The 17,562-nt window shown below is 36.8% G+C and carries 12 protein-coding genes and 2 tRNA genes; 13 read left to right on the forward strand and 1 reads right to left on the reverse strand.

The features are described from left to right. The first annotated feature begins 11 nt into the window (after positions 1–11). The 3 genes from argJ to HMPREF3116_RS08305 all read left to right on the forward strand — a co-directional run bounded on the left by argJ (position 12) and on the right by HMPREF3116_RS08305 (position 3,745). The gene (gene argJ, locus HMPREF3116_RS08295; RefSeq protein ID WP_083272821.1) at positions 12–1,280 is read left to right on the forward strand and encodes a bifunctional glutamate N-acetyltransferase/amino-acid acetyltransferase ArgJ; all 1,269 of its coding nucleotides are present in this window, start codon (positions 12–14) and stop codon (positions 1,278–1,280) included. A gap of 9 nt (positions 1,281–1,289) precedes the next feature. After that, positions 1,290–2,471 (forward strand): aspartate aminotransferase family protein, encoded by a 1,182-nt coding sequence (locus HMPREF3116_RS08300; protein WP_070469137.1) that lies wholly within the window; start codon positions 1,290–1,292, stop codon positions 2,469–2,471. Between the two features lie 200 nt (positions 2,472–2,671). Next, entirely contained in the window at positions 2,672–3,745 is a 1,074-nt protein-coding gene (locus HMPREF3116_RS08305) for an FUSC family protein (RefSeq protein ID WP_070469138.1), read from the forward strand. Positions 3,746–4,002: 257 nt separating this feature from the next. Here HMPREF3116_RS08305 and HMPREF3116_RS08310 read toward each other — a convergent pair. After that, positions 4,003–4,075, reverse strand: a tRNA-Thr gene (locus HMPREF3116_RS08310). Between the two features lie 156 nt (positions 4,076–4,231). Here HMPREF3116_RS08310 and HMPREF3116_RS08315 point away from each other — a divergent pair. The 10 genes from HMPREF3116_RS08315 (at position 4,232) to HMPREF3116_RS08360 (ending at position 17,429) form a co-directional block, all read left to right on the forward strand. Beyond that, the gene (locus HMPREF3116_RS08315) at positions 4,232–4,936 is read left to right on the forward strand and encodes a tRNA (adenine(22)-N(1))-methyltransferase (RefSeq protein WP_070469139.1); all 705 of its coding nucleotides are present in this window, start codon (positions 4,232–4,234) and stop codon (positions 4,934–4,936) included. A gap of 12 nt (positions 4,937–4,948) precedes the next feature. Beyond that, a complete protein-coding gene (locus HMPREF3116_RS08320) occupies positions 4,949–5,764 on the forward strand; it encodes a Nif3-like dinuclear metal center hexameric protein (RefSeq protein WP_070469140.1) in 816 nt (271 codons plus the stop codon). A 13-nt stretch (positions 5,765–5,777) separates the two neighbouring features. Continuing rightward, positions 5,778–7,034 (forward strand): peptidase T, encoded by a 1,257-nt coding sequence (gene pepT, locus HMPREF3116_RS08325; protein ID WP_070469141.1) that lies wholly within the window; start codon positions 5,778–5,780, stop codon positions 7,032–7,034. A gap of 130 nt (positions 7,035–7,164) precedes the next feature. Beyond that, positions 7,165–10,884: a PD-(D/E)XK nuclease family protein gene (locus HMPREF3116_RS08330; RefSeq protein ID WP_070469142.1), complete on the forward strand. Its 3,720-nt coding sequence runs from the start codon at positions 7,165–7,167 to the stop codon at positions 10,882–10,884. After that, positions 10,874–14,707 (forward strand): helicase-exonuclease AddAB subunit AddA, encoded by a 3,834-nt coding sequence (addA, locus tag HMPREF3116_RS08335; protein ID WP_070469143.1) that lies wholly within the window; start codon positions 10,874–10,876, stop codon positions 14,705–14,707. The genes HMPREF3116_RS08330 and addA overlap by 11 nt, the downstream gene beginning before the upstream one ends. Before the next feature lie 57 nt (positions 14,708–14,764). Beyond that, positions 14,765–14,835: transfer RNA gene (locus HMPREF3116_RS08340), tRNA-Gly, on the forward strand. A 122-nt stretch (positions 14,836–14,957) separates the two neighbouring features. After that, positions 14,958–15,617, forward strand: coding sequence for a ribonuclease H1 domain-containing protein (locus tag HMPREF3116_RS08345; RefSeq protein ID WP_070469144.1), 660 nt, complete (start codon positions 14,958–14,960; stop codon positions 15,615–15,617). 63 nt (positions 15,618–15,680) lie between these two features. Further along, positions 15,681–16,139 carry a signal peptidase II gene (gene lspA, locus HMPREF3116_RS08350; RefSeq protein ID WP_070469145.1) on the forward strand — a complete coding sequence of 153 codons (459 nt, stop codon included), beginning with the start codon at positions 15,681–15,683 and terminating at the stop codon, positions 16,137–16,139. Positions 16,140–16,166: 27 nt separating this feature from the next. Continuing rightward, positions 16,167–17,123, forward strand: coding sequence for an RluA family pseudouridine synthase (locus HMPREF3116_RS08355; protein WP_070469146.1), 957 nt, complete (start codon positions 16,167–16,169; stop codon positions 17,121–17,123). Positions 17,124–17,201: 78 nt separating this feature from the next. Continuing rightward, positions 17,202–17,429: a YneF family protein gene (locus tag HMPREF3116_RS08360; RefSeq protein ID WP_070469147.1), complete on the forward strand. Its 228-nt coding sequence runs from the start codon at positions 17,202–17,204 to the stop codon at positions 17,427–17,429. Positions 17,430–17,562: the final 133 nt, after the last annotated feature.

Consider the following 17,562-nt stretch of genomic DNA (forward strand, 5'->3'; position numbering starts at 1 on the left):
GGAGTCAAGATATGCCACAAATAGATCATGTAACTATCACTACCGTTGAACGTACGCCTACTTCTTTGGAGAAGCAAATAATCCCTGGAGGTTTATGTGCTATCGACAATGTCTGGGTATCAGGAGTACATTCAGGTTTTAAACATCGTAACAAAGATTTGGCGCTTATTTATTTTCCTAAAGGTGCAACAATGGCAGGCGTCTTTACGAAGAATGCCATTGAATCTCATCATATCAAGTATGATAAAAAACTTTTAAATGAACAAGCGACATTCAAAGCAATTATGACTAATTCAGGAAACGCTAATACCTTTAATGGAGAAAAAGGGGATGCGGATGTCAAAATCATGGCTGAAACACTAGCGAATAAATTAGCTATTCACCCTGATGAGGTATTGATTTGCTCAACTGGTGTAATCGGTGTGCCAATGGATCTAACAAATTTTGATAAAAAGGTAGCACATTTAAGCCATAATCTAACCGATGGAGACTCTATTCAGGCAGCTGAAGCAATCATGACAACAGATACTACCATTAAACAAAAAGCAATAGCTTTTGAAATAGAGGGTAAACCAGTACATTTAGCTGCAATTGCCAAAGGTTCAGGTATGATTCACCCTAATATGGGCACTATGCTGTCATATATCGTAACCGACTTAGATTTAGGGCAAGCAACCTTATTGCAATTACTAAAAGAAGCAGTTAGACAGACTTTCAATAAAATTTCAGTTGATGGAGATACTAGCCCAAATGATTCTGTAATTTTGGCTTCTACCAATAAAATATCTGTTAACCCAACTAAGCAAAATATTCTCCTCTTCCAAGAGAGATTAACAGAAATATGCCAAATGATGGCACAGGAAATTGTAGCAGATGGGGAGGGTGCTTCAAAATTCGTAACTGTATCAGTCAAAGGTGCAAGTAGCCTTTCTGATGCAGAGGGGATTGCTAAACAAGTTGCCACTTCCTCCTTAGTCAAAACAGCAATTTACGGTCAAGATGCCAACTGGGGACGTGTATTATCAGCTATTGGTCAAGCACAGCCAAATTACCTAGATCCGAGCAAAATCAAAATTCAATTTATCTCGAAAAAAGGTTCAATACTTACTTGTAAGGGCGGACAAGGATTAGATTTTGACGAAGCCTTAGCCTTTGAAATATTATCAGAAAAAGAAATAACGATTGATATCGATTTAGGATTAGGTAAGAGCCAAATAGCTGTTTGGACTTGTGACATTACGGAAGATTACATTAAGATTAACGCTGATTACCGCAGTTAGGAGTATATAATGAATACAGAAGAACTGATTGCATTGGGTCAGGAAGTCACCATGCATACTTTCAACCGCCAAGAAACTGTCCTAGTCAAAGGTCAAGGAGCCTATGTTGAGGATCTAGATGGAAAAAAGTATATCGATTTCATTTCTGGCATTGCATGCAATGTATTAGGCCACGCTGACCAAGAATTCGTCGAATACATTTCTAAGCAAGCAGGCAATTTGATACATGTATCTAACCTTTTCTGGAATGAAAATGGGATCAAACTCGCTGAAAAATTAAGCGAAGTATCAAATCTTGACAAGACTTTTTTCGCTAATTCGGGTACAGAAGCCAATGAAGCAGCCATTAAACTAGCCCGTAAATGGGGGACTGAAATGAAGGGTCCCGATGCTTTTGAAATTATTTCCATGAACCAATCTTTCCATGGTAGAACTTTGGCCAGTTTAACAGCGACCGGTCAAGAAGACATGCATACTGCATTTAAACCACTACCTGTGGGCTTTAAATACGTCGATTTTAATGATATAAACGACTTAATAGCAGCCGTGAACAATAATACATGTGCTATTTTGCTGGAGGTCATCCAAGGAGAGGGTGGAGTCAATGCAATTACGCCAGAATATGTTGCTGCTGTGAATGAAATTCAGAAAAAGGAAAAAGTTTTAGTGATCGTTGATGAAATTCAAACCGGTATCGGCCGAACCGGTACCATGTTTGCTTTTCAACAGACGAGTCTAAAACCAGATCTTATTACCTTAGCTAAGGGATTAGGAGGTGGGTTACCGATTGGTGCGCTTGTGGCTAAAAATCATGTCGCCAGTCATTTTAAACCGGGAGATCACGGCACAACCTTCGGTGGCAATCCCCTAGCAACAGCAGCTGGAAACTATATTCTTTCAGCGATAGAAAAGCAGCACTTGTTGGCAAATGTGCAAGAAGTGTCACAATATATCATTAATGAAATTGAGTCATGGCAGTCCCTAGCCATTAAAGAAATTAGAGGAAAGGGATTATTAATCGGCTTGAAACTGACGAAATCAGTTGGGCATGTAATTACCAAAGCTGCTGAACAAGGATTATTGATTACTTCCGCTAAAGATGATGTTATCCGCCTGCTACCACCATTAAATGTCTCAAAGTTAGTAGTGGATGAAGGATTAGAAAAATTAAAGGTTGCACTACAGGCATAAAAGTAATATATCTCATAGGTTATCTAAAGTGAGTATTTATATAATAAAATAATTTTAAGACCTTTCTTTTCTTGTGTATATATGATTAGAAGGTATCTGAAAAGTGAAGTTTATATTTATCATATTAGTGGTATAATTGAAGAGCAACCGGATGCTGACCTATATAATAGGAAGGTCCGGTATTTTTTGGAGGAGACAACATGCATTCAATTTTAAAACAAACTTTTTCATTAAAACCCTCCCCAGATCATCACTTAGAAAGAATACTTGTTGCCGGTATTTGTGCGCTGATTGTAAATTTAACCGGATACTTTTTAAAAAATCCTGGTATCAATGCTACATCTAGCTTGGGATTATTTACTTTTCTGCATTTTCAATCTTACGAAGGACAGCGAACGATTAAGCGAATGATATTTGTCGCAATATCGCTATTTACTGCTTATACGGTTGGCCTTATTATTGGTCAAATCCCCTTAATGGCACCCATATTTATTAGTTTTGTCGCATTCTTTGCAAGATTAGTTTACCGTATCTATCGAATTGATAAGCCAGGAGATATTTTCGTGATACTCGTGATGGCTTCAGGAGCAACGAGAGATATGTCGCTGAGTCAAATTCCGACCCAGTTAGTCGAGCTAAGTTATGGGATTCTAGTTTCTTTATTCATGGCTTATTTATTGGTTAAGTATTTAGACTTACCTAAACAATCGTTTACGTTTAGTTTCAATTATAAAGAGGCTATTCGGACTGAACCTAGAATGATAGTTGATTCATTTTTTTATGCGGGTGTGTTATTTTTCGCAGCTTATCTTAATATCGTTTTAGATTTAAGCCCTTATTCTTGGATTATTGTCTCGTGTTCAGCTATTTTACAAGGGAACACATTACAGATAATATTAAATAAGAGCTTCCAAAGAGTTTTTGGCACTACTGCTGGACTAGCAACTGCAGCCCTGATTTTATTGATACAAATTCCGCATCTTGGTCGAATTGCAATGGTAGTGGTGCTGTATGTGTTAGCTGAATATTTTATTCCAAGAAACTATTCATTTGGGATATTCTTCGTGACCAATATGGTCTTGATTCAATTAACCTTTCAAAATCCAAATCTTGGCTTCGATTATTTAGGCGATCGATTTAGCGGGATAGTCATTGGGACTTTAATAGGAAGTGTAGCTGCGTATTTACAATACCATTTATATAAATTTTACAGTCAATCTTTGATACAGAATCGAACTTATGATTATAAAGAAAAGATGGATGAAAAAAACTAGTCATCATAATGTTTAATGAAAATAATTACCCTAAAACCATTTAACTGTATGGTTTTAGGGTATTTTTGTATGGTATTTAACTGAGTTTCGTATTTTATCCGAATAAGACTTCATCATTGAAAGGCCTTCTGGTAAAAAGTTTTTTATCTCCGAATACAACCCAAAATATAACGAATCATTTAAAAGAACCTAGAAAAAACGACTTTTTTCATGAACGGCCTACTTTAGAAGAAAGCATATTCACTATATAAGGAAAATGCCGAATGCAAGAATCGAACTTGTGACCTCCTCATTACGAATGAGATGCTCTACCAACTGAGCTAATTCGGCGAAATATATAAAGTATTTTCAACATAAATATTCTATGCCTAATATTTTTATTTGTAAAGGGATAAACTCTTATCATTTTAGAAGGTAAATTCCTAAAAAAAGTAAGAAACTTTGATATAATTATTCTGTATTGAAATTGAGTGGAGAAGATAAATTATGAACGTAAATCACTTATCAGAAAGATTAGCATCGGTCGCTTCTTTTATAGAAGATGGCGCACGGTTGGCAGATATTGGCTCAGACCATGCATATCTACCAACTAATTTGGCTAGTCAAAATAAGCTTACCAAAGCAATTGCTGGTGAAGTAGTGGCAGGCCCGTTTCAATCTGCCCAGCAAGAAATTGCCAGACAAGAATTAGGACATATAGTTGAGGCTAGACTTGGAGATGGCTTAGCTGTCATTCTGCCTGAAGATCAAATCGATACCATTACCATTTGTGGTATGGGGGGTGCTTTAATCGTTGATATCCTAGCCCAAGGTTTAGTTGATGGTAAATTAGCTAGCAAACCACGGTTGATTCTACAACCGAATGTCGCAGAAGACAAAGTCCGTCAATGGTTAAACCAGCACAATTATGAAATTGTTGACGAAGCGATGATCACAGAAAAAGGTAAATTTTACGAGGTCATTGTGGCAGATTATCGAGATAATCTTCAACAAAAACTAACCCAAACGGATTTGCTATTTGGTTTATTCAATAAAGAGAAATATCCAACCGTTTTCCAAGATAAATGGCAATTGGAATTAAAAAGAACAGAGTATGTACTAGGTCAACTGGAACAAGCTAAACAACGGGATGAAAGTAAAATCGTCCGCTATCGAGAGTTGAAGGCAGCAATACAAGCACAATTAGCTTAAGGAGGCATTAATTTGTCACTCACAATTAAAGATTTTATCCAACAATTCCAAACATTCGCACCGGAATATTATGCTGTTGAAGGAGATCCAACGGGCTTACATTTTGGTCGTTTGGATCAAAATATCCATAAGATTTTGGTCACTTTAGATATTCGTCCTGAAGTGGTTGAAGAAGCGAAAGCAATCGGTGCAGACTTTATTTTTGCACACCATCCACCCATTTTTAAACCTGTGAAGCGATTGACTGAAGATGATCCACAGCAGGCAATGTATGCCGAAATTATTCGGTTAGGTATAGGCGTTTATGCAGCGCATACGAATTTAGATGCTGCACCAGATGGTATGAACGATTGGTTGTCTGACGTATATGCGGTTGAAAATACGACAGTTTTACGACCACATACTGAAGATGAAACGACAGGACAAGCAATTGGTATTGGACGGATTGGTGACTTAGCTGAACCTGTGTCACTTGTAGATTTTGGCAAATTTGTAAAAGAAAAAACTGGTGTAAATGGACTGCGAATGGTTGTTGCTGATGGCAATAGACCCGTTAAACGTGTGGCAATCCTTGGCGGCGATGGAGGCTCTTACTTTGAAGATGCACTCGCTAAAGGTGCAGATACTTTTATTACTGGAGATGTTTATTATCATACGGGACACGATATGATTGCTGCAGGGCTGAATGTCATCGATCCTGGCCACCATTTTGAATCAATTGTCAAAGAAAAAATGACAGAGAAATTTACTGAATGGAATGAAATGAATCATTGGCAAGTTGAAATTGTAGCTAGCCAATTAAATACCGACCCATTTACATTTATATAGGAGGAAAAACTGAATGACTTACCAAATTAAAGAACAAGAATTATTAAATCGTTTTATAGCATATGCAAAAGAAAATACACGTTCAAACGAAGCGAATGCGGACCAAGTGCCTTCCTCACCAAACCAAGTAGCTTTTGCTAAGAAACTGGTAGAAGAACTAACAACTTTAGGATTTTCAGATGTTTCTTACAATAAAAAAGACTCATTTGTTACTGCTACAATTCCAGCAACAGATGATAGTAAAAACTATCCAACGATTGGTTTTTTTGCTCATGTAGATACAGCAGATTTTAACGCTGAAAATGTTCAACCACAAATTATTGAAAACTATGATGGTAGTGTAATCCCTTTGGGTGATTCAGGGTATGTCTTGGATCCTGACGAGTTTGATTCATTAAATAAATATGTGGGTCAAACATTAATCACTACTGATGGGACAACATTACTAGGAGCAGATGATAAAGCTGGAATCGCAGAAATTGTCACAGCTGGTAAATACTTAATTGACCATCCTGAAATTAAACATGGTGAAGTGAAAGTTGCTTTTGGTCCTGACGAAGAAATTGGCGTAGGGGCTGATCGTTTTGATGTAGAAGGTTTCGCTGCTGATTTTGCTTATACAATGGATGGCGGACCACTAGGAGAGTTAGAATTTGAAACCTTCCATGCAGCATCTGCAGTTATTGAAGTAGCAGGTAAAAATATTCATCCAGGTTCAGCGAAAGACTTAATGATTAATGCCTTGCAAGTAGCGATAGATATTCATAATCAATTACCAGAAAATGAGCGACCTGAAAATACAGAAGGACGCGAAGGTTTCTTCCACTTGATGGGTATGGATGGAAATGTAGAAGCAGCGAAATCAACCTATATCATTCGTGACCACGACCGCCAACAATTTGAAAACCGTAAAGCAGCAATTCAAGCTGCTGCTGATAATTTGAACGAATTCTATGGTCGTAAAATTGCAACAGTTACGTTAAATGATCAATATTACAACATGGGTGAAATTATTGAAAAAGATATGCGCCCGGTCACGCTTGCTGAAAATGCCTTTGCTGCTGTCAATATCCAACCAGATATCATCGCTGTTCGTGGCGGTACTGACGGTTCTAAACTGACTTACATGGGATTACCAACCCCTAACTTATTTGCCGGTGGTGAGAATATGCACGGACGTTTTGAATATGTGAGCCTACAAACCATGGTTAAGGCAACTGAAGTGATACTTGCGATTGTTGAGGGTGCTGGTGACTATGATCGATTATAAGAATACTGTTTTAAATATATGAAGGTAAATCATTTACCGTAAATAAAGAAGTTGGCATTTTAAAGATGTCAACTTCTCCTTTTATATATTTAGCAATTAAAAACATTTGCTTTAATCTGGAGGAGCTCAAATGAATTTACAGTTTATTTTAAAAACACCTACACAAAATGACTTAACCAGCCTCTATCAAGATATAGATCGTTACCTAAGAGCAGATATTGAAAACCAAGTATTTATCATTACAGACGATAATATGAAATTTGATTTAGAAATGTCTGTGCTGCGTCAAATGAAAGCTATTCAACTGAATGCAGGGTATACGAATGATGAAGAGCATGCGGGGATGATGCGACTTCAAGTTCAGTCATTTAAACGATTGGCTTGGTATTTATTACAAAAACAAGATAGTCAGTCAGTTGGCGATATTTCAGATATTGGTAATATTATGGTGATAGGTCGTGTCTTAGCTGATATGAAGGAAGAATTACTAGTTTATCGTGGTGAATACAATCAGATTGGGTTCGTAGAAGCGCTAGCAGACCTATTTAAAGAATTGATCAATGGACAGGTTACAAGTGATGTATTTTTCTATTCTTTGTCACGTTATGAAGATAGTAGTCAGCCACTTATCCAGAATCAAATTAAGAAGATGAAAGAGTTAGCGGCTATTTACCAAGAATATGAAAAGTACTTAGCTGGTTTAACAATGGCAGAACAGAACGTTTTTGTACAACTTAGACAGGCTATTGTAGACCAAGATTTATCCAAAACAAGGATTATCATTACCGGGTTCGACTACTTTAATGCCCAAGAGTTGGAGACAATAGTATCACTTTTAGAAAATTGTCCTCAAGTTCAGATCGTTTTAAATCTAGATAAAGCTTATGATTTTAAAACGCCAGACTGGTATGAGTTATTCACTGTTACTGGAAAAACCTATCATCAGTTGACACAATTTGCGCGAAACAGACATATTCCGCTTCAAAAACCGATTTTAGCTGAAAATAATAAAAGCTATGCAACTGGCTTTAAAGTACTCGATCATTATTTCAGAACGGATAATCGTATTGAAAGTGGTCAGAAGGCACAATCATTCCAAGATAAAAATGCAGTTAATCAGGTAATGGAAATATGGGAAGTGCCATCGACTCATATGGAAGCTGACCAGGTTGCCAATGAAATTTATCAACTGATTGCTGATCCAGATGCAGGTTATCGCTATAAGGATATTCAAATATTAACTAGAGATGAAGCAGGTTATCAACATACCTTACAGGCAGCTCTTGAAGCCAATGAGATTCCATATTTTGCTAATTTTCAAGAAGACATGGCACTACATCCGCTTTATCGATTTATGATGAGCTTATACCGCGTTTATCAACATAATTGGCGATATCAAGATACGTTTGATTTGCTTCGTAGTGAATTATTAAACCCTATAGATTTGGATACGCTAAAATTGGTAAATATTGATGATTTCAGTATGGGTAGTATGTTCACTGACGACCTATCAGATAGTCAAAAAGCACAAATACAATTTCGCGACGCCGTTGATTTAACTGAAAATGTTGTTTTACGAAACGGTTATGAAGGACAATTCTGGTGGTCTAAAGATCGCACTTGGTCGTATATTTTAGTGGGTGAAGATGGTGAAAAAATTGGGACAAAACGTGATATTGCTATTGAAGAGACTGCTAATCAAGTTAAATCTTTTGTTGTTGGTATCTTGTCACCGCTATTTGCCAATTGGAAAAAGGAACAAACAACTGAAGAAGCAGTCACTTATTTTTACCATTTTTTAGTGAATAGTGGTATTCCAAAAAGTCTAATGAATTGGCGAGATAAATATTTAGAGGCTGGTCAATTACAAGAAGCTAGGCAACATGAGCAAGCTTGGCAAACCTTCATTCAAATGTTAGATGACTATGTTCAACTATTTGGTTCAGAGCTATTTGATCTTGAATATTTCTTCAAAATTCTTGATCTAGCCTTTCAAAATGCTAGGTATGCTATGGTGCCACCAACAATGGATGCTGTAACTATTGGGTCTTTTGATGAAAATCAGGTAGAAGCTAAGAAAATCACTTTTATTTTAGGTATGTCCAAGTACGCCTTACCCGTTGTCTATGAAGAGAAGTCTTTGTTAACGAATGAAGATAGACAATTAGTAGTAAAGCAATTAGACGATTTACAGGCATTGAAGCAATCTGCTGATAGCAAGAATAATAATGAAGCTTATAAAGCCTACTTAGCGCTTCTATCCGCTACTGACCATTTGTATATCTCCTATCCATTGAATAATGGAGATGCTGATACAGAAGGATTATCGCCTATGATTATGCGTATCGCACAAGCTTTTGATGTACCAATCAAATACTTGCGTCAACCATCAGACCATACTTCAGAAGCTACAATTCTGAAACTCGGCAATAGCTATTCTCAGGTACGTTACTTACTAAAAGCTATAGCACAGGATGCACATGGACAGCAGAAGTTACGTCAGATTTGGCAACCGGTTTATAAGCAAGTAATGACTGAAGCTGGTGCTAGTGACTTCTTTAAATGGTTGCAAACTAGTTTAACTTACCATAATACTGTTTTACCACTGACACCTGAATTGTCTCAGTCTCTATACGGTGATATTTTGTCAGTCTCTGTGTCACAGCTTGAATTATATAATCGTGATCCATTTTCTTATTATTTAAAATATGGTTTGAAATTAAAAGAACGACCTAGCTTTCAACTAGATTCTCTGCAAACAGGGAATTATTTCCATGAAATGCTGGACCATTTTTTCAAAGAAGTCAGTCAACGCGAATTTGATTTGGCGAGTCTTTCTGAAAAGGAAGTTGTAGCTATTTTAGGGGAAGTAACAGCTAAGTTGAATGATCCGGATGTGTACCCAGAATATACGATATTTAAGGTGAATAACCGTAATAGTTACTTACAAAAATCAATGCAGGAAACGATCCAGTTATTGGTAGAGAATATTATTAGACAGCGGCAAGCGGTCAACGTGACGACAATGGAAACAGAGCAACGGTTTGGCTATATCCAAAAAGATGACGAACCAGAGGAAACCATTACGCACTTTACCTTAAAGAATGGACAAGAAGTACGCTTGCGAGGGAAAATTGACCGAATCGATGCGGTATCGCATGAACAAAATGGCAAACTTCAACATTTTATTCAGGTAGTGGATTACAAGTCATCTGCGCATGAGGTAAAATTTGATGAAATTTATGTGGGGGCGCAACTACAACTTTATACTTATTTAAAAGTCGCTTTAGACCAACTGAATCAGTCAGGGCAAACAGCAAAGCCTTTGGGAGCCTTTTATCAAAGAATCTTCCAACCTCAAGTGAAAATTGAAAAGCAAGCTGATTTGACTGACAAAAATATTGCCGATAAAATATTTGCTGATTTGAAATTGGCAGGTTATATCCGCTTAGATTATGACTTATTAGAAGACATTCATCACGAAGGGTTAGCTGCTGGTGATCAGTCGTCTGTTTATTCGATTAGTAGAAAAAATGATGGTGATTTCAAAAAAAATGCTAAGGTATTAACGCAAGAAGAATTAGAGCAATTGTTAGCCTTTGTAGAAGAAAAAATAAAGTCTACAGCTGAGCAAATTGTATCTGGACATATTGCTTTAAATCCACTTGAAAACGATCCTTATATACCATCAATGACAGAACCTTACAGGTCAGTGTCTATGTTTGATGCTACAGACTATACCAATAAATACCGACCAAATCTATCTATGACTGCAGATGCATTTTTCCAAGCGTTATCAATAGATAATGAAATTGAAGAAGAGGAGGACCAGACCGAAGATGATAAATAAGGAAAAACAAACCACTATTCCACTACAAACGGAAGCTAACGCCAGGTATACGGCAGACCAGTGGGCAGCTATTCACTTAGAAGGAGATAATTTATTGGTTTCAGCCTCTGCTGGTTCTGGTAAAACGAGTGTCCTTGTCCAACGTATCTTACGAAAGGTACGTCGGGGTTATGGTGTAGACGAGTTACTAGTCGTTACATTTACTGAAAAGGCTGCCAGTGAAATGAAAGAGCGTCTTGAATCTGCATTGCAAGAAATGATCAATGATGAACCAGATAGTGATAGTCGCCAGCATTATTTACAGCAAATCGCTAAATTACCTCAAGCCAACATTTCAACAATTGATGCCTTTTGTAAGCAGGTCATCCAACGGTATTATTTCTTGATAGATTTAGACCCAGTTTATCGACTGTTGACTGATGAAACAGAAAATATGATGCATTTTGAAAATGTCTGGGAAACCTTAAAAGAAGACTTATTGGCTAATGAAAATGCTGATTATTTACTGATGGCTAACCACTTTGCTAGTGACCGTAAGGATGACAAGGTGGACCAATTAATCTTTGATTTATACAATAAATCTAGAGTACATACAGATCCAAATGAGTGGTTAGACGGACTGGTTGCCAACTACCCAGATGCAGATACCCCTTACGGTGAAACTAGCTTCTATCAAGACTTTGTAGTACCAACTCTCTTAGCAGAAATTGAAGCTTTGGAGAATACGGTCCGTCTTTATATTGAAGATTTACCTGTTTCTGAAGCTATTGGCTTTGAAAAAATGGCGAGTTCAGTTAAAGAAAAATTAGCTTATTTAGACCAACTGAAAACGAATATAAAGTCATCCTATAAAGAGGCCTACCAACAAGTTATTTCTATGCCATTTCCAAGATTAGTATCGCAATCTAAAAAAGATTTTGAAGCAGGTAACGATGCACAAATCGAATTAAGAACAACCTTAAAAGAACGACACGATAAGACAATTAAAGCAGTTTTTGAAAAAGATATTATGCCGTATTTCACCTTTGATGAACATTATCAAGGACAATTTATTCAAGATGCTAAAAGATTGGCGCAGGCAATTATTAATATAGAAAAAAAATTCACTAAACGTATGCAGGCACATAAGTTTGACCAACGAATTCTAGATTTTTCAGATATAGAACTCTTTACTTATCAAATTCTTAGTAAGCAAGTGGGTGAATTATCCCAAATAGATACTGATCAACCAGAAGTGATGAATGAAGCCAAAGCATATTACCGAGATAAGTTTACAGAAGTAATGATCGATGAGTACCAAGATGTCAATGCCTTACAAGAAGCAATATTACAAGCTGTTTCGGGTAATCCTGATCAACCTAATATGTTCATGGTAGGAGATGTTAAGCAGTCGATTTATCGCTTCCGCTTCGCTGAGCCAGGATTGTTTATTCATAAATATAATCAATTTGCGGATGGAAATGGCGGAAAGCGTATTGTCTTAGCAGAGAATTTCCGTTCAAGAGCAGATGTCCTAGATTTTACGAATTTTATTTTCCGTCAAGTAATGGATCCACAAGTTGGCCAAATTGCATATGACGAAGAGGCGGCTCTTAAACTTGGATTTACAGATTACCCAGAAACTGACCGGATGCAAACTGAAATACTTTTATACGAGGAGGAAAAAGCTAGTAATTTAGAAAATGATCTATTAGATGAAGGGATAAATAATGGGACTAAAATGCAAGCAGAATTGATTGCACAATCTATTTTAGACAAAGTCCATCATCAACATATGATTTACGATAAAAAAATACAAGCTGAGCGGCCAATTACATTTAATGATATCGTGATTCTAGTGGCTACTAGACGGAACCATTCAGAATTAGAGGATGTATTTGCACAATATAAAATTCCGTTAATGTTAGATGACTCAGCTAATTATTTCCAGCGTACTGAAATACGTATTATGTTGAATGTGTTGAAGTTTATCGATAACCCTTATCAAGATATTCCGCTGGCAGCCATTTTACGGTCTCCTATTATCGGTTTAAATGAGCAAGATTTAGCCAAAATTCGTATAGCTAATCAAAAGGCAACATACTATGATGCAATGAAGGCATATATGATAATGGATGAAGGACAAGATGCACAATTAGCAGAAAAGCTACATAAATTGAATGCATGGCACCAAGATTGGCGAGATATTGCTCGTGATAAACCATTGGCAACTTTGATTTGGCGAATCTATACGGATACCGGATTTTTAGATTATGTTGCTGGTATGCCGAATGGGGAGGTCCGACAAAATAACTTGCATGGTTTTTATCAATTAGCTTCTGATTACGAAGCATCTGCTTTTAAAGGGATTTTTCAATTTATCCGCTTTGTTGAAAAGATTCAAGAAAAAGATAATGACCTACAAGCACCTAAACATGGAGATGATACACAATCTGCAGTCAAAGTTTTTACGATTCACCATTCTAAAGGGCTAGAATTCCCCTTAGTCTATGTTTACAATGTTTCCAAACGCTTTAATACGCAAGACCTTCGTAACCCGGTGATTTACAATGATGTAATTGGTATGGGGGTAAAATTAACCGACCGCTCTCGTCATATCACTTATCCAAACATGTTTGAGATGATGACGAAAAGATTCGAGAAAAAAGATATGCTAGCTGAGGAAATGCGGAAACTATATGTTGCGTTAACCCGAGCAGAACAACAATTAGTCTTAGTCGGAATGGTGAATGATTTTGATGCAGTGATTGCTAAATGGCAGGGGTTACTGATGAAAGATGAACAATTAGCGCCTTCAGGAAGGATTAAAGCCAATAGTCTACTAGATTGGATTGGACCAGCTTTGATGCGTCATCACGATTTTGATCAAGTAAATCAAAGTGTACACATTCCAGATTACCTTACCAATACCAACACCAATTTCCGTATTGCTGTGGTATCTGGTGAAGAAGCACCATTAGGCCGTCATAAATGGATAAATGCAATTGATGAGACTGCACCAATTGATCATAATGAGATTTTGGCAGCTATTCTAGCTGATGACAAAATAGTTGAAAATGATCAAGTAGATAAGCAAATGATTCAATTACCAGTAAGTCAATTAGATTATGCTTATCAATCAGCTACGCAGACAACATCCTTCCAATCTGTATCAGAATTAAAACGGATGCTACAAGATCCAAGCGAACAAGAATTAAAACCGTGGTCAATAAATAATCGAAACAAATTAACCAAAACCTTTCGATATACAGAAGATGATTATGAACAACCTAAATTCTTAGTGAAAGATCAACCAGTTACGCCAACAGCGATAGGATCAGCAGTTCATCTTCTCATGCAAAAATTACCCTTAGATGATTTGCCAAATACGGATACCTTTAAAAGTTTATTCAATACTTTATGTGATGCAGGTATCTTGAGTCAGCAACTTTGGGACCATATCCAAGTGGATAAATTAGTAGCTTTCTTTGAAACAGCAACGGGACAATTGATCTTAAGGCATGCGGACCATTTGTATAGAGAGGAAACTTTTTCATTAATGATGGCCGGATCTGAAATTTTTACAGATATGTCTACATCTGATGATTTACTTATTCATGGGACGATTGATGGTTTTATCCTATTAGCTGATGAAATTTATCTTTATGATTTTAAAACGGATCGTATTGCATATCTAAATGATAGCCAACAAGAAAAGACCTTAGTTGACCGCTATCAAGCCCAAATGGATTTATATGCCCAAGCACTTGAAACAATTTGGGGTAAACCAGTTACTCAGAAAATGATCATATCTTTAGACACTTTAAAAACTTTTTTTGTCTAAAAGACTTGCAAAATGAATACAAAGGGTGCTATAATATCTTTTGTATTAGTTTTGCATGCGGGTGTAGTTTAGTGGTAAAACCATAGCCTTCCAAGCTATCGTCGCGAGTTCGATTCTCGTCACCCGCTTATTAATTTAACATTATCACTGTTGATAAGATGGTGAACAAAAAGTGGGGCTTAGGTCTCACTTTTTTTATGCTAAAATTTAAAAAACAATTAAGTAAGAGAAAGTGAGTGGCCTACAAAAGATGGCAAAATTTTATGCGGTTAAAAAAGGTAAAAAGCCAGGTATCTACAAATCTTGGCTGGATTGCCAAGAACAAGTTAAGGGTTTTTCAGGTGCAATATATAAGTCGTTCGCTAGCCTAGAAGAAGCGGAAGCTTTTATCAAAAGTGGGTCAACTTCAGTATCAAAGGCTTGGCAGGGTGAAGAAGTCCGGTGGCTGAATAAAGATGGTAAAAGCGAACAGGAAGATGGCGATACCATGATCGTTTATGTGGATGGCTCATACGATAAAAAATCTGGTTATTTTGGCTATGGAGGTGTAGTCTTATATCAGGATACGAAGAAGACTTATAAAGGTGGCCGCAATACTGAGGGCTTAGCCAAGATGCGCAATGTTGCTGGTGAAATTATAGCAGCTATGCACGCTGTAAAAATCGCCCGAAATGCAGGAGCTAAAAGCGTCATCATTTATCATGATTATATGGGAATTGCAGAATGGGCATTAAAATCTTGGCAAGCTAAAAATGAGAATACTAAGGCTTATCAGGCGTTCATGCAAGAACAAGCTAACGATTTAATTATCGGTTTTGTAAAGGTACAAGCCCATACTGGTAATCGATACAATGAGGAAGCTGATCAGTTAGCTAAAGATGGGATTCTCCAAGCTTTATCCGCTAATTAATTATGATAAATAAAGGTAAAATAAAAGAATAAAATATATCAGGCTAAGGCCTCAGGAGGATGTATGTTACTGAATTATCTATTAATCGCCATTTTAGTTGGTATTGACCAAATTGTGAAGTATTGGACCGTGACTTCTTTTGCTGTAAATGAGGGTCAAGATTTTATTCCTGGTATCCTCTCCTTTTTCTACATTCAAAATGATGGGGCAGCTTGGGGGATCTTTTCAGGGCAAATGTGGTTATTTTATATTATCACGGTAGCAGTTGTTGCAGTTTTAATCTATATGTTACACAAGGAAGGTAAAGTTTCTCGCTTATTATCAATAGGTTTATCCTTTATGATTGCAGGTGCGTTAGGTAACTTTATTGATCGACTTCATTTAAACTATGTAATTGATATGTTTAGATTGTCCTTTATCGATTTTCCCATTTTTAATATCGCCGATGTTTGTTTAACAATTGGTGTCATCTTAATAATTGTATATATGGCGATTACACCGGAAGATCAATTGGAAAAGTAAAACCAGTAACAAGTAAGGAGCAGTATTTTGACAGAAGAAAAAAACACAGTATATAGCTATACATATGAGGGTGAGGCAGGCTTACGATTAGATCAGTTTGTTACTAATCAATTTAGTGATGAGAGTCGTACAACCATCAAAAAATGGATTAAGGAGCAATTAGTAACGGTGAATGATAAAACCGCTAAGGCATCTCAAACATTGATGACTGGCGATATCGTTAACGTACAAAAGCCAGAGCCAGTGGAAGCAGATGAGTTTAAACCAATCGCTGAGCCGATGATTTTAGATATCGTTTATGAAGATGATGATATTTTAGTGGTAAATAAACCTGTTAACCTCGTCGTGCATCCATCAGTTAACCACCCAACAAATACCTTAGTAAATGGTCTACTATACCATGTGCAAGAGAATGGTTCCCAACTAGCTATTGGGCGTGAATCATTTAGGCCAGGTATTGTCCACCGATTGGATAAGGATACAACGGGTTTATTAGTTGTAGCTAAATCACAACTAGCACTTGAACGTTTGAGTGAGCAAGTAGCGAACCACGAAATGACTCGTATTTATACTGGATTAGTATATGGAGAAATTTTTGAAGCTGGTGGAACGATTGATGCGCCGATTCGTCGCCATGAAAAAGATCGATTAAAGTTTGAAACGAATGAAGCTGGTCGCCAAGCGATTACACATTTTACTGTAAAACACCGTTACGTGGGTTATACACTAGTGAACTTCCAATTAGAAACCGGAAGAACACATCAAATTAGAGTCCATGCTAACTTTATCAACCATCCAATAGTTGATGATCCTTTATATGCAAGACAATATAAAGAGCGATTTTTCAGTGAAAATGGACAATTATTACACGCACACCATTTAGAATTAGACCATCCAGTAACTGGTGAGCATCTGGTTTTTGATGCCGAACTACCAAGTAGTTTTCAAGCTGTATTGCATCAGTTGACATTTAAGGGTGTTTAATTTATGAAAAGCTTTGCAAATGGGTGAATACTTTAGTAAAATTTTATCTTGTAAACGTATGAGAGGAGTGTAGAAACTATGCTAAGTACGGGAGCTTGGATTTTAATCGTAATTATTGCAGCGATTTTGGGCGCTGTTGGGGGATTCTTTATTGCCCGTAAATATATGGTCAACTATTTTGAAGAAAATCCGCCGATTTCTGACGATATGATTCGTTCAATGATGATGTCAATGGGTCAAAAACCATCAGAAAAACGTGTGCGTCAAATCACACAATCTATGAAAAAATCAAACAAAAAAATCTAAATAACTAGATTAAAGCAACAAGATTCGCTTTATATCTGCAATAGCCTCCGCAGCTCATTTGGCTTGCGGAGGCTATTGCATTGTCTAACCAAATTTTTATTTTACCGACAAGTGTTAATTTTCGCAATTGGTC

The organism is Aerococcus sp. HMSC10H05 (genome assembly GCF_001806975.1).
Taxonomy (GTDB): Bacteria; Bacillota; Bacilli; order Lactobacillales; family Aerococcaceae; genus Aerococcus; species Aerococcus viridans_B.